The 25,466-nt window shown below is 61.5% G+C and carries 24 protein-coding genes and 1 pseudogene; 14 read left to right on the forward strand and 11 right to left on the reverse strand.

Features of this window, described 5'->3' with window-relative positions; translation table 11 throughout:
* Nucleotides 1–2: 2 nt before the first annotated feature.
* The 7 genes from F3H58_RS12770 to F3H58_RS12800 form a co-directional block, all read right to left on the reverse strand.
* Nucleotides 3–875: a sugar phosphate isomerase/epimerase family protein gene (locus F3H58_RS12770; RefSeq protein WP_149742446.1), complete on the reverse strand. Its 873-nt coding sequence runs from the start codon at nucleotides 873–875 to the stop codon at nucleotides 3–5.
* A complete protein-coding gene (locus F3H58_RS12775) occupies nucleotides 875–2,080 on the reverse strand; it encodes an NAD(P)/FAD-dependent oxidoreductase (protein ID WP_149742447.1) in 1,206 nt (401 codons plus the stop codon). Before F3H58_RS12775 ends, F3H58_RS12770 begins: the two co-directional genes overlap by 1 nt.
* Nucleotides 2,081–2,137: 57 nt before the next feature.
* Nucleotides 2,138–3,082, reverse strand: a complete 945-nt coding sequence (locus tag F3H58_RS12780) for a substrate-binding domain-containing protein (RefSeq protein WP_149742448.1) — start codon at nucleotides 3,080–3,082, stop codon at nucleotides 2,138–2,140.
* A gap of 75 nt (nucleotides 3,083–3,157) precedes the next feature.
* Complete coding sequence (locus F3H58_RS12785) at nucleotides 3,158–3,469, reverse strand: MocE family 2Fe-2S type ferredoxin (protein ID WP_149742449.1); 312 nt, start codon at nucleotides 3,467–3,469, stop codon at nucleotides 3,158–3,160.
* On the reverse strand, nucleotides 3,466–4,500 hold the full coding sequence (locus F3H58_RS12790) for a sterol desaturase family protein (protein ID WP_149742450.1): 1,035 nt from the start codon (nucleotides 4,498–4,500) through the stop codon (nucleotides 3,466–3,468). The genes F3H58_RS12785 and F3H58_RS12790 overlap by 4 nt, the downstream gene beginning before the upstream one ends.
* A 171-nt stretch (nucleotides 4,501–4,671) precedes the next feature.
* Entirely contained in the window at nucleotides 4,672–5,673 is a 1,002-nt protein-coding gene (locus F3H58_RS12795; protein ID WP_149742451.1) for a LacI family DNA-binding transcriptional regulator, read from the reverse strand.
* 34 nt (nucleotides 5,674–5,707) lie between these two features.
* Nucleotides 5,708–6,613, reverse strand: coding sequence for a hydrogen peroxide-inducible genes activator (locus F3H58_RS12800; protein WP_080853470.1), 906 nt, complete (start codon nucleotides 6,611–6,613; stop codon nucleotides 5,708–5,710).
* Between the two features lie 211 nt (nucleotides 6,614–6,824).
* Here F3H58_RS12800 and katG point away from each other — a divergent pair, with 211 nt between their 5' ends.
* The gene (gene katG / locus F3H58_RS12805) at nucleotides 6,825–8,996 is read left to right on the forward strand and encodes a catalase/peroxidase HPI (RefSeq protein WP_149742452.1); all 2,172 of its coding nucleotides are present in this window, start codon (nucleotides 6,825–6,827) and stop codon (nucleotides 8,994–8,996) included.
* Between the two features lie 107 nt (nucleotides 8,997–9,103).
* Here katG and F3H58_RS27235 read toward each other — a convergent pair whose 3' ends face one another.
* The gene (locus tag F3H58_RS27235) at nucleotides 9,104–9,280 is read right to left on the reverse strand and encodes a hypothetical protein (RefSeq protein ID WP_188128901.1); all 177 of its coding nucleotides are present in this window, start codon (nucleotides 9,278–9,280) and stop codon (nucleotides 9,104–9,106) included.
* A 216-nt stretch (nucleotides 9,281–9,496) separates the two neighbouring features.
* On the opposite strand from F3H58_RS27235, the gene F3H58_RS12810 reads away from it, so the two are divergent.
* Nucleotides 9,497–10,390 (forward strand): helix-turn-helix domain-containing protein, encoded by an 894-nt coding sequence (locus F3H58_RS12810; RefSeq protein WP_210246914.1) that lies wholly within the window; start codon nucleotides 9,497–9,499, stop codon nucleotides 10,388–10,390.
* A gap of 204 nt (nucleotides 10,391–10,594) precedes the next feature.
* Here F3H58_RS12810 and F3H58_RS12815 read toward each other — a convergent pair whose 3' ends face one another.
* Complete coding sequence (locus F3H58_RS12815) at nucleotides 10,595–12,715, reverse strand: TonB-dependent siderophore receptor (RefSeq protein ID WP_149742454.1); 2,121 nt, start codon at nucleotides 12,713–12,715, stop codon at nucleotides 10,595–10,597.
* A 221-nt stretch (nucleotides 12,716–12,936) separates the two neighbouring features.
* Between F3H58_RS12815 and F3H58_RS12820 the strand changes: the two genes are divergently transcribed.
* From F3H58_RS12820 to F3H58_RS12845, 6 genes are all read left to right on the forward strand, one after another.
* Entirely contained in the window at nucleotides 12,937–13,947 is a 1,011-nt protein-coding gene (locus tag F3H58_RS12820; RefSeq protein ID WP_149742455.1) for an iron-siderophore ABC transporter substrate-binding protein, read from the forward strand.
* Between the two features lie 2 nt (nucleotides 13,948–13,949).
* Nucleotides 13,950–14,987 carry a FecCD family ABC transporter permease gene (locus tag F3H58_RS12825; RefSeq protein ID WP_502706417.1) on the forward strand — a complete coding sequence of 346 codons (1,038 nt, stop codon included), beginning with the start codon at nucleotides 13,950–13,952 and terminating at the stop codon, nucleotides 14,985–14,987.
* The gene (locus tag F3H58_RS12830) at nucleotides 14,984–16,024 is read left to right on the forward strand and encodes a FecCD family ABC transporter permease (RefSeq protein WP_149742457.1); all 1,041 of its coding nucleotides are present in this window, start codon (nucleotides 14,984–14,986) and stop codon (nucleotides 16,022–16,024) included. The genes F3H58_RS12825 and F3H58_RS12830 overlap by 4 nt, the downstream gene beginning before the upstream one ends.
* Entirely contained in the window at nucleotides 16,021–16,830 is an 810-nt protein-coding gene (locus F3H58_RS12835; protein WP_149742458.1) for an ABC transporter ATP-binding protein, read from the forward strand. The genes F3H58_RS12830 and F3H58_RS12835 overlap by 4 nt, the downstream gene beginning before the upstream one ends.
* A gap of 75 nt (nucleotides 16,831–16,905) precedes the next feature.
* A complete protein-coding gene (locus F3H58_RS12840; protein WP_149742459.1) occupies nucleotides 16,906–17,187 on the forward strand; it encodes a type II toxin-antitoxin system RelE/ParE family toxin in 282 nt (93 codons plus the stop codon).
* A gap of 54 nt (nucleotides 17,188–17,241) precedes the next feature.
* Entirely contained in the window at nucleotides 17,242–17,541 is a 300-nt protein-coding gene (locus F3H58_RS12845) for a HigA family addiction module antitoxin (protein WP_020009806.1), read from the forward strand.
* A 21-nt stretch (nucleotides 17,542–17,562) separates the two neighbouring features.
* Here the strand turns inward: F3H58_RS12845 and F3H58_RS12850 are convergent, their stop codons facing one another.
* Nucleotides 17,563–18,435, reverse strand: coding sequence for a helix-turn-helix transcriptional regulator (locus tag F3H58_RS12850; protein ID WP_149742460.1), 873 nt, complete (start codon nucleotides 18,433–18,435; stop codon nucleotides 17,563–17,565).
* A gap of 134 nt (nucleotides 18,436–18,569) precedes the next feature.
* Here F3H58_RS12850 and F3H58_RS12855 point away from each other — a divergent pair, with 134 nt between their 5' ends.
* From F3H58_RS12855 to F3H58_RS12880, 6 genes and pseudogenes are all read left to right on the forward strand, one after another.
* A complete protein-coding gene (locus F3H58_RS12855) occupies nucleotides 18,570–19,784 on the forward strand; it encodes an amino acid ABC transporter substrate-binding protein (protein WP_149742461.1) in 1,215 nt (404 codons plus the stop codon).
* A 70-nt stretch (nucleotides 19,785–19,854) separates the two neighbouring features.
* A pseudogene (locus F3H58_RS12860) lies at nucleotides 19,855–20,726 on the forward strand (branched-chain amino acid ABC transporter permease).
* Complete coding sequence (locus F3H58_RS12865; RefSeq protein WP_149742462.1) at nucleotides 20,723–21,631, forward strand: branched-chain amino acid ABC transporter permease; 909 nt, start codon at nucleotides 20,723–20,725, stop codon at nucleotides 21,629–21,631. Before F3H58_RS12860 ends, F3H58_RS12865 begins: the two are co-directional and overlap by 4 nt.
* Nucleotides 21,628–22,356, forward strand: a complete 729-nt coding sequence (locus tag F3H58_RS12870; protein WP_149742463.1) for an ABC transporter ATP-binding protein — start codon at nucleotides 21,628–21,630, stop codon at nucleotides 22,354–22,356. Before F3H58_RS12865 ends, F3H58_RS12870 begins: the two co-directional genes overlap by 4 nt.
* The gene (locus tag F3H58_RS12875) at nucleotides 22,349–23,071 is read left to right on the forward strand and encodes an ABC transporter ATP-binding protein (RefSeq protein ID WP_149742464.1); all 723 of its coding nucleotides are present in this window, start codon (nucleotides 22,349–22,351) and stop codon (nucleotides 23,069–23,071) included. The genes F3H58_RS12870 and F3H58_RS12875 overlap by 8 nt, the downstream gene beginning before the upstream one ends.
* Before the next feature lie 16 nt (nucleotides 23,072–23,087).
* Entirely contained in the window at nucleotides 23,088–24,539 is a 1,452-nt protein-coding gene (locus F3H58_RS12880; RefSeq protein WP_149742465.1) for an aldehyde dehydrogenase, read from the forward strand.
* 23 nt (nucleotides 24,540–24,562) lie between these two features.
* Here the strand turns inward: F3H58_RS12880 and F3H58_RS12885 are convergent, their stop codons facing one another.
* The gene (locus tag F3H58_RS12885; RefSeq protein ID WP_149742466.1) at nucleotides 24,563–25,459 is read right to left on the reverse strand and encodes a choline sulfate utilization transcriptional regulator; all 897 of its coding nucleotides are present in this window, start codon (nucleotides 25,457–25,459) and stop codon (nucleotides 24,563–24,565) included.
* Between the last annotated feature and the right edge of the window lie 7 nt (nucleotides 25,460–25,466).

Below are 25,466 nucleotides of genomic sequence, written 5' to 3' on the forward strand. Positions count from 1 at the left end.
GATCAGCGGTTGATATCGGAGACGGTCGCGATCCCGCTCGCAGAATGAGCGGTTTGCGCCCATAGTGTCTGCGCCATCGTCTTGAGTTGCAGCGATTCCACCCATCTGTCGGTGGAATCGCTGCCGTCCCGGCCGGTGATGGCATAGGGGCTGGGGCCGAGTTCACAGGTGAAGACCAGCTCACCATTATCTGGCGCAAGCGATCGCCAGTGGCGGAATCCATAGCCCCACCAGTCCAGAAACAGATCGACCCATGGGCGGTGATGGGAGAAGGAAATCTCGATCTGGATTTGCTCGCAGGAGCCGACACGTCCGTGAAAGGCCTGCGCATTGCGAAGGATGCGGCGGATCTGCCGCTGGCTTTCATCTTCGACTGGAAAGGCGAATTCGCGGGCAACAAGATAGTGGGACAGATCGGCCAGCAGCGGCAGTTCGGGCCGGCGTTCCAGAAGGTCGAGCGTGAACAGAAGATCGCTGGTCATCCGGTTGCGATGGGTTTCGATGAAGACGGGAACGCCCGCCTCTTCGGCAAGTCGCATCCAGCCGTCGAGAAGCGGCAAGCAATCTTCCACCCCGCGCGGACGAATATCCGCCTGCAGATCGATATGGCTGACGGGAAACTCCTGCGCCAGCGCCAGCGTGTGGCGCAGATCCTCGATACTGCGCGGAAAGCAGACGCCTTCGATCCGAAGGCCCATGCCACGGATCGCCCTGTTGAGACACAATACATCCGCACGGTCGGTATAATGCGCGCTGACGCCATCGAAACCCGCTGCGGCGATCCGGGCTATGTTTTCCTCTAGGCCGGGTTCATGGCTGTCGCCGGAGAGCCTTTCCATGGCCCACAGCGATTGAAAGACGAGCAGCTTCTGCATCAGGCCACCCGTGCGCTTTTCAGCAATGATTTGAGATTGACGCCGGGGTCGGCAAGGGCCGCCGGATCGGGATTGATGCCGGCGGCGATCAGCATCTCGGCCAGTTTGATGTCCCTGGCGACGCTGTTGCCGACGCCCAGCCCGGCGGCGGCGACAAGGCGGCCGTCCTGAAGGTAGAATTCCAGTTCGCCATCGCCCAGCGGTCGGGTGACGCTCTGATGCTCCGGCTGCGGCAGGCCCGCGACCTGAAGGCCGAGATCATATTGATCCGACCAGAACCAGGGCAGGACGGCGAAGTCCTCGTTTGCGCCAAGAATGTTATGCGCTGCGACCTCCGCCTGGCTGCGGGCATTGCTCCAGCTTTCAAACCGGATATGTCCGACGCCAGGCTGGGAGACGGCCGCGCAATCGCCCGCCGCGAAGATATGGGGATCGCTGGTGCGCAGGAAAGCATCGGTCAGAATGCCGTTTCCGGTCGCAAGTCCCGCCGTTTGCGCCAATGTGACATTGGGCAGGACGCCGATGGCGGAGACGACTATATCGGCCGGTACGCGCGCGCCTTCGGTAAGCAAAACTACTTCCGGCGTGATTTCCGAAACGCCCTTTCCCAGATGGAAATTCACGCCCTCTTCGAGATGGCGCTTGTGTATCCTTTCGGCAAAACGCGGGGGAACCGCGCGGCCGAGCGGCCGTGTTGCGGCCTCGATGATGCTGACCGCAAGCCCCTGGCCGCGCAGAACCGCCGCAAGTTCCATTCCGATCAGCCCGCCGCCGATGATCGCGATCCGGGCGCCGCTATTTGTGCGGGAGAAAATCGCCTGTGCATCCGCGTGGGTGCGGAAATCCAGCGCCAGCCCCGCGCCGGGGCATGTTAATTTTCGCGGCTGTGCCCCGGTTGCAAGCAGCAGCCTGTCATAGCCGAGCGTCCGCCCGTCATCGAGCGTCACAAGACGGTCTTTCACATCGATCCGGGTCGCCGATACGCCCTGACCATAGGAGATGCGGGCAGCCTCCAGCGCTCCGTCGGCGCAGATGGGTTTCATCCGCACCGCACCTTCGAGCGGTTTGGAGAGCGGCGGCCGTTCATAGGGTGGGTGCGGCTCCGTGCCGACCAGCGTGACGTTGCCTGCAAAGCCCGCTTCGCGCAGCGCAAAGGCGGCACGCGTGCCCGCCTCGCCGGCGCCGATGATGACGATTGCGTCCATGGTATCTCCGTGAGAAGGGGCTGGCGCGCTTTTCACGGCGCACCGGCTGGGGGAGGGTCAGTTTCGACTGGCGTAGTCGGTCATGTTCTTTCGCGTCACCAGTTCGAACGGAACCATGACCTGTTTGTCGACCGGCGTGCCGCGTATCAGGGCGACGGCGGCATCGAGCGCGCTTGTCGATTGCCCCTTGGCGTTCTGGAATACCGTGGCGTCGAGATCGTCAGCGGCCATGGAGGCGAGACCGTTCGGCGTGGCATCGATGCCGATGACGATCACATCGTCCATCGAAACGCTGGCCGCCTTCAGCGCCTGAACCGCGCCGATCGCCATCTCGTCATTATTGGCGAAGACGACGTCGATGGGCCGGCCGGCGGTGATCCAGTTAGTCGTCATGTCCATGGCGGTCGTCCGTGTCCAGGCGGCCGATTGCTCGTCGGCGATGGTGACGGCCCTGCAGTCGCCGGATGTGAGCGCCTGCTTGAAGGACGAGGTGCGGTCGCGCGAGGCCTGATGGGCCAGATCGCCCATCAATATATAGGCCTGCGCGTCGGCGGCCTTTCCCTTCTCCTTGAGCAGTGAACAGGCCGCTTCGCCGGCCAGCCGCCCCGCATCGGTTTCCCGTGAGCCGACATAGGCCTGCTTTTCCGGCAGTTTGGCGACATTGTCCGGTTCGAGATTGAGGTAGACCAGCGGAATGCCCGCCTTGGCTGCGGCATCGCTGATGCCGGGTGCGGCCGAGGTGTCTGCCAGCGTCACGATGATCGCGTCGACGTTTGCGGCGATGAAATTATTGACCTGGTTGAGCTGCTTGGAAATATCGGCCTGCGCGTCCTCGACCTGGATCTTGACGCCGTCGACTTCAGACGCCCGGGCGCCAAGCCCTTCGCGCAGCAGGGTCTGGAAATTATTGTCGAAGCTCTGCATCGAAACGCCGATGGTCTCGGCCGACGCAGTGCCGGCGAAAAGGACCGCCAGAGCGGCCATGGTACAGATGGATTTCATGTTTGTCCTCCCTTGGGGCGCCGGGCCGCCCGGGTGCATTCCGGAGGCCCTTTCGGGCCTGCTCGAAAGCCCGGCCTAGCCGATGGTGACGCGCACTTCGCCGTCCACCACCTGCGCCGGATAGGTTTTCAGGTTCTCGCAGGCGGGCAGCCGCAGCGCCTCGCCGGTGCGATAATCGAAGGCGCCGGAATGTTTGGGACATTCCACCTCGAAATCCATCACCAGCCCTTCGGCAAGATGGATCGCCTCGTGGGTGCAGAGGCCGGCTGTGCAATAAACGCTGTCGTCAGGACCGCGGTAGATCGCATAGGTGCGTCCGGCGTGGTCGAAGCGGATCGCGCCTTCCTGCTCGATGTCTTCCAGTTTGCAGGCTGAAACCCAGTTCATTCGGCTGCCTCCCCGATGGTGTTGCGCGCCTTGCGGGCCGCGAGTTTTTCTTTGCGTTTGCGATAGCGTTCCTGCATGCGGGCTTCTCCCTCGGCCGAGCCGTCGTGCCAGGTGCCGAACCACCTATCGAGCGGGATGAGGGCGTCGCCGTAATTCACCTCGAAATATTTGTGGTGGAGGTAGTGCGCATAGGCATGGCTATCGACCAGCTTGTCCTCGCCGATCTCGACCTTGTCGAAGCCGACATGGCCGGGGATCGCGCCGAAACCCGCATAATGCAGCTGGTAAAGCATGAGGACCGGGTTGGACGGCAGGATCAGGTGATAAAAGGCGGTACCGAAATAGAGCAGATGCTCGACCGGATGCATGGAGAGCGACGACCAGGGCGACGGGTTCACCGAATTGTGGTGGACGGAATGCACCCATTTATAAAGCAGCGGCGTGTGGATGAGCCGGTGAATGCAGAAGAAATGAAATTCGTGGATGATCGGCACAACAAGCGCCACGGCGGCGAGCGTCCATGGATTTTCGGCAAAGCTGAGCCATGGCGCATAACCATTGGCATAGGCCCACAACATCGCCACTTCGATGGCGGTCCAGATCGTCACGCCGGAGAGGAAGGTGCGCAGGATGTTGTCGAGGTTCTGGCTCTCGAACCAGAAGGCCTTGCTCTTCTGTTCGGCGGGAAATTTGCCGTTATATTTGAAGCGGTTCTCCTGCCGCTTCAGAATATAGAGATGGAGTTCGAAACCGCCGTAGAAGAGAAAGACGCAGACCGCATTGACCGCATAAAGCCAGGCGATCCAGCCGAAGCCAAGCGTGGCCATGGTTTCGACGGGCGGAATGACAAAAGCCCAGTAGCCGACTGCAGAAAGCGCGAAGATCGCATTCCACGGAAAAAAATAATGCGGCAGCCACTTTAAAAGCGCCACGAGGCGCGGCGGAAAGGCAAACAGCGGTGCTGTTTCCACCGGCTGGTTGGGCGCCCAGTCGCCGCGCTTGTTACGCGTTCCATATTTCAGATCGTCCATAGCGCTCTCCTTCGGACGATCGCTCTCGATGCGCCCGCGCAAGTTCTCATGATGAAGAAGGGCGTCTGAACGCCATGGCCGCCGGCACTCTCGCGCTCTGCGGCTTTCCTCCCTGAAGAGAAATTAGCAGGGCGGGCGGTGAACGCCGAAGCCTTCCTTGATCAAATCAGATCAAAGGTTTTCGGCGGTGATGGTGACGAAGCGAATGGGCGCGTTATCGGGTTCGATATCGGTGAGACCGATCCGGCGAAGGACGAGATCCAGCGCCCGGCGGGCCTGCGCCTCGGGGGCCTGATCGAGCACGATATCCATGATGCCGTCATTCAGCGCCTTGCGGGTATAATCGGTCAATTCATGGCCGACGAAGAATATCTCGCTGCCGCGCGGATGCCGGCGAAGAACGTCGATCAGGGCGGCATTCGCGCCGCCGGCATTATAGAGTCCGGCCATGTCGGGATAGAGATCGAGCGCCATGCGCAGAGCCTCGGCGCCGTAATATTCGTCGTCGCGGGTAAAGCCCAGCCATTCGAAGCGATGTTCGCCGGGATGATCGCGAAAGTAATCGGAAAGGCCGCCGATACGGTCGCGGTGGACCTGATAGATCGGATGGCAGAGCGCGATGACCGGGCCGGGCTGGCGCGCCATGCGGGTGATGAAATGCGCCGCCGTCCGTCCCGCCGCGCCGTTGTCTATGCCGATGAATTCGCCCTTTTCCGCCGAAGCGCGCGTGACGACATGCACGACCGGCACGCCGCGCGCCACCGCCGCCTCGACGGCGGCGCTGACCGCCGGGCTGCTCGGACTGGCGAGGATAAGGCCGGCGCGCGCCTCTGCGGCGGCGGTGATGCGGCTCGCCAGCTCGTCCGGCTTCATCTCTTCGGCGAAGCTGCGGTGGACAACGACGAGAGGGTCGAGCGTTGCCGCAATTCTTTCGAAGGCCTTGGAAAGCCGCCGGTAAAAGGTGGTGTCCGGGCGTACCATCAGCACTTCTATGCGCAAGAGGCCTCGGTGGGTCTCCGGCAGGGTGCGCGGATAATCCAGTGTGCGTGCGGCAAGAACGACCTTTTCCACGAGTTCGGCACGAACGCCGCCGCGCCCGTTTAGCACCCGCTCGACCGTGGCGGTTCCAACGCCTGCGAGGCGGGCGATATCGCGGTAATTCGGCCTGCTCACATTCGCTTTCCTAATATTGATGTGTCTGTCGTCTTCAAGACAGGCCGAGTTTCTGAAGGCCGCATTCGCGGACGATTTCAGCGATATGGCTGAACTGCGCCGAGAGCGGATTGCTCTTGCGCCACACGATGCCGATGGTGCGGGAAGGACGAGGCTCCGCCAGCCGGAACACAGAGACGGTGGATTGCCGTGTCTCCATGTCGACGGCCATCTGCGGAATGAGCGTGACGCCGATGCCGGCGCCGACCATCTGCACGAGGGTGGAGAGCGAGGAGCCTTCCATCAGCACGCGCGGCGGTGCATTGGTCGTGCTGCAGAAGGAAAGCGCCTGATTGCGGAAACAATGGCCTTCTTCCAGCAGCAGCAGGCGCATTTCGCCCAGCTTGTCGGCGCTTGGCACGGGCATGCCCGCATCCTCCATCGGCCGCACCAGAATGAATTCCTCTGAAAATAGCGGAACCTCCTCCAGCGCGGGTTCCGAGACGGGCAGGGCGACGATCGCCATGTCCAGCCGGGCTTCCAGAAGGTCCTCGATGAGTTTCTGCGTCACCGCCTCGCGCGGGCGGGCCTCCAGTCCGGGATAATGCCGCGTGAGTGTCTTGATAATCTGTGGTAAAAGATAGGGTGCAACGGTGGGAATGACGCCGATGCGCAGCCGGCCGCTCAGCGGCCCATGCCGCGCCCGCGCCAGATCCTGCAACTCATCCACCGAACGCAATATCGAGCGGGTGCGTTCGGCGAATTCCTCGCCAAGCGCGGTCAGCCGAATCTGGCGGCTGCTCCGTTCGACGAGCGGCGCGCCGATCAATTCCTCCAGTTCCCGGATCTGCAAAGATAGTGCAGGTTGGGAAATGGCGCATGCCTCCGCCGCCCGGCCGAAATGACCGATTTTGGCCAGAGCGTCGAAATAACGGAGATGTTTCATGGAGAGCGCAATCATAAGCTCAGCATATCGCAGCCTTTAGAATATACAATTGGAAATTATGGAACCCGGCTGTTAGTCATCTTCATGACAGAAAGAAGCTGTAGCTGTGAGAGGTTACCAGCGTCGCTGCACGGTTTTCCCATGACCTGCCGCTGGCTCTGGCTCTCAACGCTGCACATGTCGAATTGATTATTTCGTTTAATTGTTAAACCCATCGGAGGGCGAAATGGACGCAACTTCAAAACCGGCTGGCAAGTGTCCTGTTATGCATGGAGGCAACACGGCCTCGGGTAAATCGGTGACCGAATGGTGGCCGAATGCGCTGAACCTCGACATTCTGCACCAGCACGACACCAAGACCAATCCGCTCGGCACCTCCTTCAACTATCGTGAAGCCCTGAAGACGCTCGATGTCGAAGCGTTGAAGGCCGATCTGCGCGCGCTGATGACCGACAGCCAGGACTGGTGGCCGGCGGACTGGGGCAGCTATGTCGGCATGATGGCGCGCGTCACCTGGCATGCGGCGGGCTCCTACCGCGTGACTGACGGCCGCGGCGGCGCCAATACCGGCAACCAGCGTTTTGCCCCGCTCAATTCCTGGCCGGACAATGTCAACACAGACAAAGGCCGCCGCCTGCTGTGGCCGATCAAGAAGAAATACGGCAACAAGATTTCCTGGGCAGACCTGATCGCGCTCGCCGGCACCATCGCCTATGACGTCGCCGGTCTGAAGACCTTCGGTTTCGCTTTCGGCCGCGAAGATATCTGGGCTCCGGAAAAGGACACCTATTGGGGTGACGAAAAGGAATGGCTGGCGCCGAGCGACGGCCGTTACGGCGACGTGACCAAGCCCGCGACGCTGGAAAACCCGCTTGCCGCCGTGCAGATGGGCCTCATCTACGTCAACCCGGAAGGCGTGAACGGCAAGTCCGATCCGCTGGCGACCGCCGCACAGATGCGCGAGACATTCGCCCGCATGGGCATGGACGACGAGGAAACCGTGGCGCTGACCGCCGGCGGTCACACCATCGGCAAGTCGCATGGCAATGGCAGCGCCGCCAACCTCAGCCCCGATCCGGAAGCCGCCGGCCCGGAATATCAGGGTCTTGGCTGGATGAACACCAAGGGTCGCGGCATCGGTCGCGACACGGTGGTATCCGGCATCGAGGGCGCGTGGACGAGCGAGCCGACCAAGTGGGACAACGGCTTCTTCAAAATGCTGTTCAAGCATGAGTGGACTTTGACCCACAGCCCCGCCGGTGCATCGCAATGGGCGCCGATCACCATTGCCGAGGAGGACAAGCCTGTCGACGTCGAGGATGCCTCCATCCGCACCATCCCGATGATGACCGATGCCGACATGGCCCTGAAGGTCGACCCGATCTACCGCGAGATTTCGCTGAAGTTCAAGGACGATCAGGACCATTTCTCCGAGGTCTTCGCCCGTGCATGGTTCAAGCTGACCCACCGCGACATGGGGCCGAAGTCCCGTTATTTCGGCCCGGACGTTCCGGCGGAAGACCTGATCTGGCAGGATCCCATCCCCGCAGGCTCCACCAGCTACGATGTCGCCGCCGTCAAGGCGAAGATCGCGGCTTCTGGCCTTTCTATTGCCGATCTGGTCTCGACCGCCTGGGACAGCGCCCGCACCTTCCGCGGTTCGGACAAGCGCGGCGGCGCCAATGGCGCACGCATCCGCCTTGCACCGCAGAAGGACTGGGAAGGCAATGAGCCCGCCCGTCTGTCCCGTGTGCTCTCGGTTCTGGAACCGATTGCCCGTGACACCGGCGCGAGCATTGCGGATGTGATCGTTCTGGCCGGCAATTACGGTGTGGAGCAGGCGGCGAAAGCGGCCGGCTTCGACATTGCCGTGCCTTTCGCGGCCGGCCGTGGCGATGCTTCCGCCGAGCAGACGGATGCCGACAGCTTTGCCCCACTTGAGCCGCTGGCGGATGGTTTCCGCAACTGGGTCAAGAAGGACTATGTCGTCAGCCCCGAAGAACTGCTTCTGGACCGTGCACAGCTTCTCGGCGTGACTGCGCCGGAACTGACAGTGCTGATCGGCGGCCTGCGCGTCATCGGCGCCAATTATGCCGGTACGGCGCATGGCGTGTTTACCGACAAGCCCGGCGCGCTGACGACGGACTTCTTCACGACGCTGACGGACATGGCCTATTCCTGGGTTCCGACCGGCAACAATCTCTATGAGATTCGTGACCGCAAGACTGGGGCAGCCAAGTACACGGCGACCCGCGTGGATCTCGTCATCGGTTCGAACTCCATCCTGCGCGCCTATGCGGAAGTTTATGCGCAGGACGACAGCAGGGAGAAATTCGTGCGTGATTTCGTCGCCGCCTGGACCAAGGTGATGAACGCCGACCGTTTCGACCTTCTGTAAGCAAAGGCCGACTGTTTATTGATAATGCACCTCCCTGAGCGATCAGGGAGGTGTTTTCCTATTTGTAGATTGGCGAAGACGCATCGGCGACCGCTTGATCCGGCATGCTACCGCCGGTCAGAAGCCGCAACCGGTTTGCCCGATGAAGATTTTTCCGCCTTTGCCGAGGGAGCTTTGCCGCCTTTTTCGTTTTCGTGCGCATCCGGCCCGGCCACGATAACGCCGCGGCCCTTTTCTTCGCGTTTCTTGTCGGCGAAGTTGCCCGGTTCCTTTTTGCTGTCCATTGATGAATCTCCCGTGTTGCGTTCCTGTCAGGAGTTCAACGGACGTTTCGCTCAGAGGTTCCAGAGCCGTCGCGTCAGCGAAGGTTTCTCTTTATAACGATCTTTGCTATTAACATGAATTGATAAGTCATGTTATTTGGGCAGAGCGCGATGACTGGCGTGGCGCGCGTCTTTCCATACGCTCACCCCAGACCCGACAACCGGACGGTACCCGCATTGAGTTTCTGGCATTCCATGACCTGGCACACCGAAGGGATCAGCGTCACTGCGCCGGTGAAGTGGCGCCAGTTCGACGGGCTGGTCAGTGCTTTCTGGGAAGCGGAAAGCCAGATGGGAGCCAAGGGTTATTATCTGGCCGCCGATCCGCGTATCATGATCTTTTTCAACGATGTCTCCTCGCGCATCAGCATGTCCAACCGCAATGGCGAGTTCAATAACCATTCGCGGCCGATGACGCGGGCGGTTTATGTGCCCGCTGGCGTGCCGATGTGGACGAGCAGCAGCGCCACGCACCGATTCTCGCATCTTAACCTGCATATTCACAAGGACCGCCTGTTGCGTTTCCTGTCGCCCTCGGTCGGCAGTTCGGCGGCGATGACGGCGCTGCGCCGGCCGGTCGAGATACAGGATATCGGCTCGGTGGAAACACTTGCCGGCCTACTGGTCGATGAGCTGGCTGAACCCTCGAAACATGCCGTCTATGCGGAAAGTCTTGTCGGCAGCATCGTTGCCGGCCTGCTGGATATTCCCGGCCCTGCGCCGGAGCAGGCCAATGGCAGGCTGACGCAGGCGCAGTTGAACAAGCTTCTTGCCCAGGTCGAAAAACGCGGCGACGACCGTATGACGGTTGCCGAAATGGCCGATATCGTCGGGCTTTCGGAAAGCTGGTTCGCCACCGTATTTCGCCAGACCACCGGCAAGACGCCGCTGCAATGGCAATTGGAGCGGCGCATCAATGCCGCCCAGAAACTTCTGCTGGAAGGCGATCTGACGGTGGCCGATATCGCCGCCCAGCTCGGCTTCTCCGATCAGGCCCATCTGACCAAGGCTTTCCGCCAGTCCGTGGGAAACACGCCGGCCGCCTGGCGACGGCTGCACAGGCTGCTTTGATAGCGGGTCGGCCCTGCGCCGCCCAGGTTCAGCGGTTTGGCGCATTCCTCCAGCCTCTCTCCACGTCATCCTCGGGCTCGTCCCGAGGATCTGCCAACTTCAGACTAGATGAGACGTGGTTAGATCCTCGGGACAAGCCCGAGGATGACGTGGTGTGTTAGGAAAAATATGCAATATATTGAAAAATATTGCTAATGTCGATTTTCACCATGTCTTTCGCAAAGTTACGGAAAACGCCCGGCCGGGATTGTAAAAGTCAGCGCCGAACCCGCCATAAGAGACGTGTTTTTCGTTGAAGATGTTGGAAACATTGACGTCCAGCGAGGCGGTTTCCTGAATCTTGTAGCTGAACGCCGCATCCACGGTCACGCTGCTTCCGGTTTCGACCTTGTTGGCATTGTCGAAATAATAAGCGCCGGTATAGCGGCCGCCGAGACCGAAGGTCATGTCACCGAAATGGTCGTTGCCCGCAAGCATGTAGTTGACCCACAGCGAGGCCTGATGCTCGGGCACGAATTGCGGCCGGTTGCCGACATTGCCACCGGTGCCGTTTTCAGTGATTTCCGCGTCGAGATAGGAATAGGCCGCCGTCAGGCTGAGATTGTCGGTGACTTCCGCCTTGGCTTCGAGATCGAGACCGCGCACGCGCACCTCGCCGATGGTCGTCGGCAGGCTGGTGATCGGGCTGGTGACGGTGATGTTGTTCTTCTTCAGATCGTATATCGAGGCGGTGAACAGGGCCGGGAAAGCGTCCGGACGATATTTCACGCCGAGTTCGATCTGTTCGCCGCGCTCCGGTTCAACGGTGAGCCCCGATGCGGGCACCACCGATTCGGCGTAGCTGATATAGGGCGCGATTTCATTGGTGACCTTGTAGGACACGCCGATACGCTTGGTCAGTTCGCTGATGTCGCCGCTCGCTGAGGTGCCGCGCAGGCGGTTGGTCTGCTCGGTGTCGATCCAGTCGTTGCGCAGGCCGGCGCTGACGATCAGCCTGTCGAAGAAGGTGAAGTCCTGCTGGAGATAGATCGCCTTGGTCTTCTGGTCCGTCAGGGAGTCGGCATAGAGCGGCACTGAAGCGGGTGCGCCGGTATAGACCGGGTTCATCCAGTTGATGCTCGGCGCGGCGCCGAAGTAACTTTTGCTGCCGGAGGTGTAGTCATTATAGAAGACGCCGACGAGGCTGCGGCTTTCGACATTGTCAAACCGCGTATCGTATTGCAGGCGCGTGTCGATCAGGAAGTTTTCGGTCTCGGTGTCGTTGCCGAAATAGGACCGGTCGGCGATTGTCGAACCATTGGTCGGTGTGGACGAGATATAGGCATAACCGAAGTCCGTGTTTGCCTTGCTGTAGCGGGCGTTGGAACTCAGCGTCAGGCCGGAGCCGAAATCGTGGTCGAACATCACGCTCAGCGAATTGCGGTTTGTGCCGCGATAATTGTAGTCCGGTTCGCCGAAGAAGCGGCTGCGATCGAAATGCGAGCCGACGGGATGACCGCCGCCGCCCGGAACGCCATCCTTGTTGAGATGATCGTAAACGACAGTGAGGCTGGTGGCGTCGGTCGGACGCCAGGTAAGGCCGCCCATGAAGAATTTCTCATCGTCGCGGGAATAGTCATATTCCGCATCTGCGTTGCGAAGCTTGCCGGTCAGACGATAGGACAGAGTGTCGTCGCCGGTGATGTTGTCGCCGAAATCGAAGCCGGTCTCGGCGCGGCCATAAGAACCGCCGGTCACATAGACTTCGCCGAAACGCGCATGTTTCGGCACTTTTGTGGCGTAATTTACCGAACCGCCGGGGTCCGAAACACCGAAGGTCGTGGAGTTGCCGCCCTTTAAGACTTCGACGCGCTCATAGGCATAGGTTTCTTCGCGCAGCGCGCCGAAGGGGCGGCCGAGCGTCAGGCCGTCGCGGTACATATAAGCGTCGAAACCGCGAATCTTGAAATAGTCGAAACGGTCGTCGGAGCCATAAAAATCCGTGGTGACGCCGGCGGTATATTGCAGTGCTTCTTCCACCGTCTGCACGCCGCGCTGCTGCATTTCCTTGGCGGTGATGACAGAGACCGAGGCCGGTGTGTCGAGAATATCGGTCGCCATCTTGCTGCCGCTCGTCGTGCGGTTGGCGACGATGGACTTCTGGTCATTGTCACCGCTTTCGATGGTGATTCGTTCCAGAACCGTGCTGCTGTTCGTGTCGGCAGCCTCCTGCGCCAGCAAGGTGCCGGGCAGGGTGGCGACAAGCGCCGTGCAGGCAAGTAGCGCCGCGTCCTGATAACGACGTCGCGCGGTTTTGCGGTGTCTGCCTTCGGTTTCGATATTCATTGGTATGTTCCAGAAGTTGATGCCCCGATCGCCGCTTCCACGGCCCACTCTCGAAGCGCCCAATAACTTGAGAGAGTTTGTCCGGTATTGTAACTTTTTGCGGTTTTGTACAAAACCCCGGAAATTTCACCGCTGTTGCGACGGCATTTCTTGCCTGGGCTTGACGGAGGCAATTGAAGCTGAGAGTTCAAGTCCACTTTTGAACTTTTGAGAGCTCGCCAATGCTTCGCCCGTTCCGCTGCCTCCTGCCGGTATTTGTGCTTTTCCTGTCGCTGAACGCGCCGAATATGGCCTCGGCGGAGGAGACGACCAGCTATCCCGTCGTCATCAAACATGCTTTCGGCACGACCACGATTGCGAAGAAACCGCAGCGGGTCGCAACTGTCGCCTGGGCAAACCATGAGGTGCCGCTGGCGCTCGGCATCGTGCCTGTCGGTTTTGCGGCGGCCAATTTCGGCGATGATGATGGCGACGGCCTGCTGCCATGGGTGGCAAAGCGGCTCACCGAACTCGACGCGGCAAAGCCGGTGCTGTTCGACGAGGGCGACGGCATCGATTTCGAGGCCGTGGCGGCGACGCAGCCGGATGTCATCCTTGCCGCCTATTCAGGCCTCAGCCAGTCCGACTACGATACGCTGAGCCAGATCGCCCCTGTCGTCGCCTATCCCGTCTCCCCCTGGGCGACGGACTGGCGCGACATGATCCGGCTGAACAGCGCCGGCCTTGGCATGGTTGCGGAAGGTGAGGCGCTCATCAAACGCATCGAGGGCGAGATCGCGCAGGTCGTTGCCGGCCACCCGCAGCTGAAGGGCAAGTCGGCCATGTTCGTCACCCATCTCGACGCCACCAATCTCAGCGTCGTCAATTTCTATACGGCCAATGACACCAGGGTGAAGTTCTTTGCCGATCTTGGAATTGCCTCGCCGAAAAGCGTCGTGGAAGCCACGAAGCCGGGGCAATTCGCCGCCGGCGTCAGCGCCGAGCGTGTGGATGCCTTCGATGATGTCGATATCGTCGTGACCTATGGCAGTGAGCAGCTGCTGAACGCCATGCGCGCCGATCCGCTTCTCGCCCGCATGCCGGCCGTTGCCAACAATGCCATCGTCATGCTGGGCCGCGACCCGCTCGGCACCGCCTCCAATCCCACGCCGCTGTCGATTTCGTGGGTGTTGAAGGACTATGCCGATCTTCTGGCAAAGGCTGCGGATAAATCCTCCGGTAGATCGCAGTGACGATGTCTGGACCCGGCAAAGCGACGGCCGTGCTGCTCGCCGGCCGCTCCAACCGCGTGCGAACGGCATGGCTCGGCGCGGTGCTGGCGCTTCTCGCGCTGCTTTGTGCGCTGTCCGTCGCCATCGGCACGCGTGACGTCGCTTTTGCGGATATTGTTGGCGGGCTCAGCGGCCGCGTCGAGACGGTTGCCGAGGCGGCGGTTGCCGTGCGTTTGCCGCGCACGCTGCTTGCCCTGCTTTCAGGCGCCGCACTCGGGCTGGCCGGGGCCATCATGCAGGGTGTCACGCGCAATCCGCTTGCAGATCCCGGCATTCTCGGTGTGAACATGGGGGCGTCGCTCGCCGTCGTCATCGGCATCGTCTGGTTCGGCATCGCCTCGGCTCAGGCCTTCATCATGGTCGCAATTGCCGGGGCGGGGGTATCGGCGGTTTTCGTTTATGTTGTCGGCTCGCTAGGCCGAGGCGGGGCGACCCCGCTGAAACTTGCACTTGCGGGTGCCGCCACCTCCGTCGCCTTTTCCTCACTCGTCATCGCCGTCGTTCTGCCGCGCAGCGATATTGCCGGCGGCATCCGCTCCTGGCAGATCGGCGGCGTCGGCGGGGCGACTTTCGAGCGTATCGGGACCGTGCTGCCCTTTCTGGCCGCCGGCTTCATCATCAGCCTGCTTTCGGCGCGCAAGCTGAACTCTCTGGCGCTTGGAGATGAACTCGCTGCCGGGCTCGGCGAGAATGTTGCCGTGGCCAGAGCCGTGGCCTCCTTCGGCGCCATCCTGCTCTGCGGTGCGGCCACCGCCATGTGCGGGCCGATCGGTTTTGTCGGGCTAGTGGTGCCGCATCTCTGCCGTCTGCTCGTCGGTGTGGACAATCGCTGGCTGCTGCCATTTTCTGCGCTCGGCGGGGCGTGTCTGCTGCTTGCCGGCGATATTGTCGGGCGCATCGTTGCGCGGCCGTCCGAACTCGATGTCGGCATTGTCACCGCCCTTGTCGGTGCGCCTTTCTTCATCTGGATTGTCAGACGCCAGAGGGTGCGTGAATTGTGACCATATACGCTCCCGTCATCGAAAATCTCGTCTTCAATCGGCACGCCCGCCAGCGCCGGCGTCGCCTTGTCATCGCTGCCCTCTCGGCGCTTCTGATTGCCGCTTTCGCAACGACGCTGATGCTCGGGCAATCCTTCACGCCGCCCGGCCATGTCGTTCGCGTTCTGCTGGGGGAGGACATTGCCGGGGTAACCTTCACCGTCGGGCAGTTGCGCCTCCCGCGCGCGCTGCTGTCGATTCTGGCAGGCCTGAGCTTCGGGCTTGGCGGCGTCGCCTTCCAGATCATGCTGCGCAACCCGCTCGCCAGCCCCGATATTATCGGCATCAGTTCCGGGGCGAGTGCGGCAGCCGTTTTTGCCATCGTCGTCCTGCAGATGAACGGGCCGCTGGTCTCGGTCTTCGCCGTCGCGGCCGGTCTTGGCGTCGCGCTTCTCGTCTATCTCCTGTCCCTCCGCAACGGCGTGGCCGGAACGCGGCTGATCCTCGTCGGCATCGGCGTATCAGCCATGCTGGAAAGCTTCATCGCCTATATCCTCTCCGTCGCGCCGGCATGGACGCTGCAGGAGGCGATGCGCTGGCTGACCGGCAGCGTCAACGGCGCGAAAATCGCGCAGTTGCTGCCGCTCCTCATCGCGCTTATCCTTTTCGGCGGCCTGCTCCTCAGCCGTGCGCGTGATCTGGAAGCGTTGAGACTGGGGGACGACGCTGCCGCAGCGCTTGGCGTGCGGGTGGGGCGAACCCGCATCATCGTCATCATCGCCGCCGTGGGCATGATCGCATTTGCAACGGCGGTGTCGGGTCCCATCGCGTTTGTCGCTTTCCTCTCCGGGCCGATTGCGGCGCGCATTGTCGGCAGCAACGGCTCGCTGCTCCTTCCTGCGGCGCTGGTTGGGGCGGCGCTGGTGCTGGTTGGCGATTATTGCGGCCAGTTCCTGTTACCGGGCCGTTACCCGGTCGGCGTCGTTACCGGCGCGCTCGGTGCGCCCTATCTGATTTACCTTATCGTGCGGGTCAACCGCAGCGGAGGCTCGTTATGACCGGCCACTCCCTTTCCGTGAATGGCCTGTCGGCCGGCTATGGCGAAAACCTCATCATCGACGGGCTGGATCTCACCGTTCCGCGCGGGAAGATCACCGTCATCGTCGGCGCCAATGCCTGCGGCAAGTCCACTCTGCTGCGCAGCATGTCGCGGCTCATTGCGCCGCGCGCCGGTCAGGTTCTGCTCGATGGAAAATCGATCCATCGTCTTCCCTCACGCGATCTCGCACGGCGCATGGGCCTTTTGCCGCAATCGCCGATAGCGCCGGAGGGCATCGTGGTTGCCGATCTCGTCAGCCGTGGCCGGCACCCGCATCAAGGCCTGTTCGCCCGCTGGTCGCGACAGGACGACGAGGCCGTTGCCGCAGCCCTTGTCGCCACCGATACGGTGGAACTGGCCGAGCGGCCGGTGGACGAGCTTTCCGGCGGCCAGCGGCAACGCGTCTGGATCGCCATGGCGCTCGCCCAGCAGACAGACATATTGCTGCTGGATGAACCGACCACCTTCCTCGATATCAGCCACCAGGTCGAGGTGCTGGACCTTCTGACCGACCTCAACCACGCCCGCGAGACCACCATCGTCATGGTGCTGCACGATCTCAATCTCGCAGCCCGTTATGCCGATCATCTCGTCGCCATGAGGGACGGGAAGCTGCATGTCTTCGGCACGCCGGAGGACGTATTGACGGAGGAGAATGTCCGCCACGTCTTCGGCATCGAAAGCCGGGTCATCGAAGATCCGACCTCGGGCAAGCCGATGATGCTGCCGATCGGGCGGCATCGAACGGTGGCGGGGTGGCAATAGGTGTATCTCTTTAAGATACGGTTCTGTTGACTTCTGTGCGTATCTGTTTATGATACCAACATCACGAGGCCAGCAATGATCCGTTCTTTCAAAAACAAGCTGACCGCATCGATTGACGACGGATCTGTGAAGAAAGGCTTTCCCGCCGATCTCGTACGCCGCGCCCAGCAGCTGCTCACGATCCTGGATGCGGCGACCACGGTAGAAGACCTTCGCTCATCGCCCGGCAATCGTTTGGAAAAGCTGTCCGGCGATCGCGAGGGCCAATATTCGATCCGGATCAACAAGCAGTGGCGCATCTGCTTCGTCTGGACGGAAGCAGGGCCGGAAAGCGTGGAAATAACCGACTATCACTAGTCTGGAATTCTCGTGGAGAGCCTCATGAAAAATCGGCCAAGGAGGGCCAGCGGCATGACAATCAGTAAATCGCCTCCGATCCATCCGGGCGAAATCCTGCGGGAACTCTATCTTGAGCCGCTGGGGATGTCGGCTTACGCTCTTGCAAGGCACCTCAATATTCCGCGCACCCGCATAGAACGGATTGCGGGAGAGAAACTGGGTATCACCGCCGACACCGCCTTGCGCCTTGCAAAGTTTTTCAAGACCACACCGGAATATTGGCTGAACTTGCAGAATGCCTTCGACATTAAGGCGGCGGCTGTGAGGCTGGAAGCGGACCTTGCCAATATCAAGGAACTGGAAGCGGCCTAATTCTCAGCCCCGCCTGTCAGGTCACGGCCAGGCCGCATAAGATGGCGGCGGCACGTTCTGCATTCGCGTTGCCGTTCTCCTGAAACGGCCGGGAGACGTGCCCTCGTTACGGGTGAAGAAGCGATTGAAATAACCGGGGTCCTGAAATCCCAATCGGAACGCGATTTCAGCGACTTGCAGCGATGAGTTCAGAAGAAGGTCACGCGCTTCGGACAGCAGTTCCCGGTGAATATAGGCCTGCGGCGAAAGCCCCGTCGCCTTGCGCACCGCAAATCCAAGGCGTTCGCGGTTGACGCCGAGTTGCCTCGCATAATCTTCCACGCCCCATTGATCGCGTTTGTGCTGGCTGACCAGTAGGACGAAACGCTCGGTGAGGCTGCCGGGCGTTGAGACGGCTGCGGCAATATCGGCTATGGCGTGCTGGCAGATTCGAATGAGGGTGACGGAGAGCAGGCTGGCGATGATCGTGTCCGAACCGGTTGTCGCGCGGACATTTTCGTTGGCGATGGTCTCGAGATAACCCGCAAGTTCCTGCCGGTCCCTTTCAGCCGGCGCCTGCGTCAGAACACGCTGCAATATATTGCGCACGGCGCTTGCGCTCGTGCCGGTGGGCATCGCATGGGCAAGCCCGATTTCCGTCGTGCTCAGCAGGGATCCACGGCTTCCGGCAGTCAGCCGCAGGCGGCCAGTGGGGCCGATGGGCAGCCAGACGAGCCCCGGTGCCGGCACAGGCAGCGTCTTTTCACCCTGTATGATCTCCGCTTCCCCGGCGGACAGGAGAAGCAGATGGGCGCTGTCCGATTCCAGCCGGAACTCGGAGATGCGCAGCGTCGAGGCGAGGGTGCGCGCGGTGATCTCCACGCGATTGCCGGCAATCTGGCCATGCAGCGGCATTCATCCTCCAAAAGTACAATAATGCACTACACTAGTGCATTTTATATGTGGCTGTCATTGCTAAACTTTGATCAGCGCAGGGGAAAGCCTTGAGGAGAACGGCAACCCCGCTAAGGCGCTTTGGGAGGAACATCATGAATAGTCTGAAGCGCAGAACGCTGTTCTGCCTGCTCTCCGGTGCTGCCTTGTCGGCGGTATCTTTCGGTCACGCCATTGCGCAGGACCGTACCTCGGTGAAGATCGGTTATGCCGTCTCAAAAAGCGGCGCCAATGCCACGGGTGCTGGCATCACCACCATTCCGAACTACAAATTATGGGTGAAAGAGGTCAACGACGCCGGTGGCCTGAGCCTGCCGGATGGCAAGCGCCTGCCGGTGGAAGTGGTGGAATATGACGACCGCTCCTCGGCCGAGGATGCCGTGCGGTTCACCGAGCGTCTGGCGAGCCAGGACAAGGTCGATTTCATTCTGCCGCCCTGGGGCACGGGCTTCAATCTGGCCGTTGCACCGCTTTACGACCGTTTCGGTTATCCGCAGCTTGCGGTTACCGGCGTTACCGACAAGGCGCCCGATTTCGCGGCGCGCTGGAAAAAGAGCTTCTGGATGCTGGGCGGTGGTCATGACTATGCCAATGCGCTCGCCGACGTTTTGAAAGCTGCGCGCGATGCCGGCCAGATCAACGACAAGGTCGCGGTGATTTCCGTGGCCGATGGTTTTGGCATCGATCTCATCAAGGCCGCGCGGCCGGCGCTGAAGGAAGCGGGTTTCACGCTTGCCTATGACAAGACCTATCCGGTCGGCACTTCCGATTTCGCAGCACTTGTGAACGAGGCGGCGGCGAGCGGTGCGGACAGCTTCATCGCCTTTTCCTATCCGCCCGATAGTTTTGCGGTGACGAAACAGGCGCAGACGTCGAAGTTCAACCCGAAGGTCCTTTATGTCGGCGTCGGCGGTGCTTTCCCGATCTTCCCGAAGGTTTCTGATGGCAAGCAGGAGGGCGTGATCAGCATCGGCGGCGTCGATGGCAGCAGCGACAAGATCGAGGATTATTTCAAACGCCACGAAGCCTTCATCGGCACCAAGCCGGACAGCTGGGCAAGCGCCATCACCTATGCGAGCCTCGAAATGCTGGCCCAGTCCATCCAACGCGTCGGCCTCGACAAGGCGGCGGTGGCAAATGAACTTTCGACGGGAAGCTTCGACACCGTCATCGGCCCGGTCAAGCTTGAAGACAACCAGCTTCGCCAGCTCTGGTGGGCCGGGCAATGGCAGGGTGAGCGTTTTGTGGCGATTGCGCCCGCAGACCGCGCAGGTGCGGCCAAGCCGGTCGTTCCGAAGCCGCAATGGTGAACCTTTGCCGGCCGGGGTCGTACTCCCCGGCCGGAAGGCTTTGGCCATCTTCCATACTGGAGACATTCCCTTGTTCTTATCCACCCTCATCTTCGGCTTGATGCTGGGAGGGACCTATGCGCTGATCGCGCTTGGACTTTCGCTGCAATATGGCATTGCCCGCATCATGAACCTTGCTTATGGCGAGGTGCTGATTGCGGCTGCCTTCATCACCTTCGTGTTGTTTTCCGTCTATGGCCTTTCGCCGCTCTGGTCGCTTTTCATCATCGTGCCGCTCGGTTACGCCCTGTCTTTCGTGATCTACCGGGTCATGATGCGGCCGCTGGTGCGCCGTTCGGGCGGCTCCGGCCGTCTGGAAGTCGATTCCATTCTGGCGACCTTCGGGCTGCTCTTCGTTATCCAGGGCATCATGCTCGTGGCGTTCGGCGGCAACTACCATTCCTATTCCTATCTCTCCGATGGCGTCGACATCTTCGGCACCACAGTGGCGCTGAACCGGCTGCTGTCCTTTGGCCTGTCGGTCGCGATCGGTGGCGGGCTTTATCTGGCGCTCACCCACAGCCGCTGGGGCCTCAACCTTCGGGCGGTGGCGCTTGCGCCCAAATCTGCGCCGCTGGTTGGCATTGATGTGAACCGTGTGGCCTCGATCGCTTTGCTCTTGGTGGTGCACTCGCCGTGGCCGGCGGGGTGATGATTTCGATGTACCAGACCTTTTCCGCCTCCTATGGCGTGGTCTTCACCATGAAGGCGCTTGTCGTCGTCATCATGGGCGGTGTCGGCAATCTGCTCGGCGCTCTGGTGGCTGGCCTGCTGCTCGGCCTCGTGGAAACCTTCGTGCTTGTTTATGTCGATCCCGGCCTCACGCTTGCCGCCACCTATCTGCTCTTTCTCGTGGTGCTGCTCTGGCGTCCGGAAGGCATCTTCGCAAGGAGGGGCAAATGATCCCGCTTCTCATCGGCCTTGCCGCAGCTGCACTGCTGGCGCTTTCCCCCTTCTTTTTCGATGCCTATGGCGTCGGCGTCATCATCAGCCTTCTCGGTTACGCGACGCTTGCCTCCGCCTGGGCGATGTTCTCCGGCCCGACGCGCTATATTTCGCTCGCCACCGTCGCCTTCTTCGGTGTCGGGGCCTATACGGTCGCGGTGCTGAGCGAGGTTCTGCCATGGCCGCTGGTGCTCCTGTGTGCGGCCCTTGTCGGCGCGGCGCTGGCGCTTGTCGTCGGGCTTTCCACGCTGCGCGTCGCCGGCATTTATTTCGTGATCTTTTCCTTTGGCCTTGCCGAACTCATCCGCCAGCTCATCACCTGGTATGAGGTGAATGTGACCGGCACGCTCGGGCGCTATATCTTCCTGCCGCTGGAGCCGCAGCATGTGCTGTGGCAATTGCTGGCGCTGGCTGTCGTCACCCTCTTGCTGGCAATCCTCATCGACCGCAGCAAGCTCGGACTGGCATTGAAGGCAATCGGTGACGACGAGGTCGTGGCCGCCCATGCGGGCATTAATCTCGCCCGCACCAAGCTGACGCTCTTCGTGCTTTCCGCCACGATCATCACGCTGGTCGGCGCCATTCAGGCCCCGCGCTGGGTCTATATCGAGCCGGCCATCGTGTTTAATCCGCAGGTATCGTTCCTCACCGTCATCATGGCGTTGCTTGGCGGAGCCACGCGCCGCTGGGGGCCTATTCTCGGTGCGGTGCCCCTGTTCCTGCTGTTCGAGTGGCTGGGCGCGAACTTCCCCAACCATTTTTCCATCATTCTCGGCGCTCTCTTCATCCTCATCGTCTTCGTGCTGCCGGATGGCGTGCTGGCGGCGCTCGAGAAGTTGCGCAAAAAGGAGAAAGCCGCATGAGCGCCGTTCTCGAAATCACCGATATCCGCAAGACCTTCGGCGGACTGAAGGCGGTGGATGGCCTTGGCCTCACCATCGAGGCTGGCGAGGTCGTCGGGCTGCTCGGCCCGAACGGTTCCGGCAAGACGACGCTGATGAACCTTATCTCCGGGGCGCTGAAGCCCACTGAAGGGTCTATCCGACTGAAAGGGCAGGAGATTGCGGGCAGGCGGCCGGATGTGATTGCACGCGCCGGCGTGGCGCGCACCTTCCAGCTTGTGCGGCTTTTGCCTTCGCTTTCCCTGCTCGAAAACGTTGCCGTATCGGCCATGTTCGGCCCACAGCGGCTTTCACGCTCCGAGGCGGAGAAGGTCGCGCGCGCCTGCCTCGAAAGAACAGGCCTTGCCGGGCGGGAAACCATGCCGGCCGGCGATCTCACCTATATCGATCAGAAACGCCTTGAACTGGCGCGTGCGCTGGCGGGCGAACCGAAGCTTCTGCTTCTCGATGAATGGCTTGCAGGTCTCAACCCCACGGAGCTGCAGGAAGGAATAGCGCTGATCCGGAGGCTGGCATCCGAGGGAACGACGATCCTGCTGGTGGAACATATCATGGCCGCCGTGCGCGCCCTTTGTTCGCGCTCCGTGGTCATGGCGGCGGGTCGCAAGATCGCTGACGGGCCGACGGCAGCGGTGCTTGACGATCCGCAGGTCATTTCCGCCTATCTGGGAGCGCCACATGCTTGAAATAGATGCACTGACAATTCGCTATGGCAAACATCTCGCGGTTGACGGCATATCGCTCAATGTCGCCAAGGGCGAAACGGTGGTGCTGCTCGGCGCCAATGGTGCGGGCAAGTCGTCACTGCTGAAAGCGGTCGGCGGCATGGTGGCTGCGGTCTCCGGCGACGTGCGCGTCAATGGCGCGTCGCTTGCCGCCGTCCCCGCTCATCAGATTGTAGAGCGGGGCGTGGCGCTGGTGCCGGAGGGACGCGGAATTTTCGCGGCGCTGACGGTGGAAGACAATCTCCGTCTCGGGGCCAATCCCCGCCATGCCCGTTCAGCGGAGAAAGCGACACGAGAGCATATTTTCTCGCTTTTTCCGCGCCTTGCGGAGCGGCGACAGCAGCTCGCCGGCACCATGTCCGGCGGCGAACAGCAGATGGTCGCCATTGGGCGGGCGCTGATGTCGGCCCCGGATTATCTGTTGCTGGACGAGCCGAGCCTTGGCCTTGCGCCCATCGTCACGCAGGAGCTTTTTGCCGCTTTGGCGGAGATCAAGAAGACCGGTCTTTCCATTCTGCTCGTGGAGCAGAATGTGCGCGAAAGCCTCGCACTTGCCGATCGCGGATATTTGCTGGAAGCAGGGCGGATTGTCGGGGCAGGCACGGCTGAGGCCCTGTCCGCCGATCCCGCCGTGCAACGTGCGTTTCTTGGCGGTACCACCGCCGCCATTGTCTGAATTCAGGAGGAAGACCATGCAGACTGTCAATCTTTTCATCGGCGGCGACCATTGCCCGGCAACAAGCGGCAAGTGTTTCGAACGCAGCAACCCCATTACCGGCGATGTGGCGACGAATGCTGCGGCGGCAACGGTGGAGGACGCCACCCGTGCGGCCGATGCCGCGGCGGCCGCGTTCCCGGTCTGGTCGGCAACGCCGCCCGGTGAACGCCGCCGCCTGCTTCTGGCTGCCGCGCAGGCGCTTCTCGCCGCCGGGCCTGACATTACCCAGGCGATGAAGGAAGAAATCGGCGCAACCGATGCCTGGGCCGGGTTCAACGTCAAACTGGCAAGCGACATGCTGGTGGAGGCGGCAAGCCTGACCACCCAGATCAAGGGCGAGATCATCCCCTCCAACCGTCCCGGAACCATGGCGATGGCGCTGCGCCAGCCCGCCGGTGTCGTGCTGTCCATCGCGCCGTGGAATGCGCCGGTCATTCTCGGCGTGCGCTCCATCGCCACGCCGCTCGCCTGCGGCAATACGGTCGTGATGAAGACCTCGGAACTGTGCCCGCGCACCCATGCGCTGATCATTGAAGCCGTCGCTTCGGCGGGTCTGCCCAAGGGCGTGCTCAACGCCGTCTCCAATGCACCGGAGGATGCGGCAAAGATCGTCGATACGCTGATCGCACACCCCGCCGTCAGACGTGTGAATTTCACCGGCTCGACCCGCGTTGGCCGGGTGATTGCCGAAACGGCCGGCCGTTACCTGAAACCGGCGCTGCTGGAGCTTGGCGGCAAGGCGCCGTTCATCGTGCTTGATGACGCCGATATCGATGCGGCTGTCGCGGCTGCCGCTTTCGGTGCCTATATGAACCAGGGCCAGATCTGCATGTCGACGGAGCGCATCATCGTTCTCGACAGCGTTGCCGATGCATTTGTGGAGGCCTTCGCCAAAAAAGCGTCGAGCCTCACTGCCGGCGATCCGCGTGAGGGCAAAACACCGCTCGGCTCGCTGGTCAGTGCGGAGGCGACATCGCGCATTCGGGCGCTGGTGGATGACGCTGTCTCCAAGGGCGCTCGGCAGGTTGCCGGTGGCGGCGGCAACGGCACGATGCTCGATGCGATTGCCGTCGATGGCGTCACCCCCCCCATGCGGCTCTATGCGGAGGAAAGCTTCGGTCCTGTCGTCTCGATCATCAGGGCCGGCAGCATCGATGAGGCGGTGAGCATCGCTAACGAAACCGAGTTCGGTCTTTCCGCCGCGATTTTCGGCAGGGATCAGGCACGGGCGCTTGCCATTGCCGCCCGCATTGAAAGCGGCATATGCCACATCAACGGCCCGACCGTTCACGATGAAGCGCAGATGCCCTTCGGCGGGGTCAAGGCTTCCGGTTACGGCCGCTTCGGCGGTACGGCGGGCATTGCGGAATTCACTGAGTTACGCTGGGTCACGCTGCAGGACGGGCCGCTGCATTATCCGATCTGAACCAAGAGCGCTGGCGGGCGGCGTCATCGCCGCTCGTCGATCAGCCAGCCGGTGAGTTTCCTCACCGCGCTGTCGCTGCTTTTCGGCCGCATCAGCCAGTAGCCGCGTCCCGGTGCGTCAAGGCTTGGGCCTGCCGTCACCAGCACGCCGGCCTCAAGCAACGGGTCGACCAGTCCCGCCCAGCCGAGCGCGAAACCCTGCTCACCGATGGTTGCCTGCACCACCATGGTGTAATTGTTGAAGCTGATGTCGCCGCCATCGTGTTCGGCGCCTCTCTGCACGCCGAAATGCTTGAAATAGGTGGACCAGTCGAACCAGTGCGCCTGCGATGTGTTTTCGAGGTGGATGAGTTTCCGCCGCGAAAAATCCGCAACGGTTGCGGGTGCCGGTGTCCCGGCCAGCAGGGCAGGCGAGCAGACCGGCGTGATCTTTTCCGAAAGCAGCAATACCGCCCCGTCGCCCGCCTCCTGCCGCGTACCGAAAATCACCATCACGTCGCTATCGTGTTTGCCCTGGCCAAGCGGGTCCTGCGTTGCGACGATCTGGATATTGATGTCAGGATTGAGCGCGCGAAAACCATGCATGCGCGGGATGAGCCATAAGGAGGAGAAGGCATAGTCCGTGTGCAGACGGATGGTCTGTCGTTCCTCCGTCCGGCGCAGCTGTTGTGCGAGAAGGTCGATGGCGTCGACATTGCGAGAGACGACCTCGAACAGCCGCTGGCCCTCCGTCGTCAGTTCGATACCGCGATGTTTGCGGCGGATGAGGGTTACACCCAGTTCCTCCTCCAGCCGGCGAATCTGATAGCTGACGGCCGGCTGGGTCAGACGCAGGGATGCCGCCGCCGCCGTCAGGCTGCCGCGGCGGGCAACCTCGGTGAAAATGCGCATCCATCCCAGGTCAAGCGGCCTGTCTGACATTAAAATT

It is taken from the genome of Rhizobium sp. NFACC06-2 (assembly GCF_900101425.1).
Lineage (GTDB): Bacteria > Pseudomonadota > Alphaproteobacteria > Rhizobiales > Rhizobiaceae > Agrobacterium > Agrobacterium leguminum.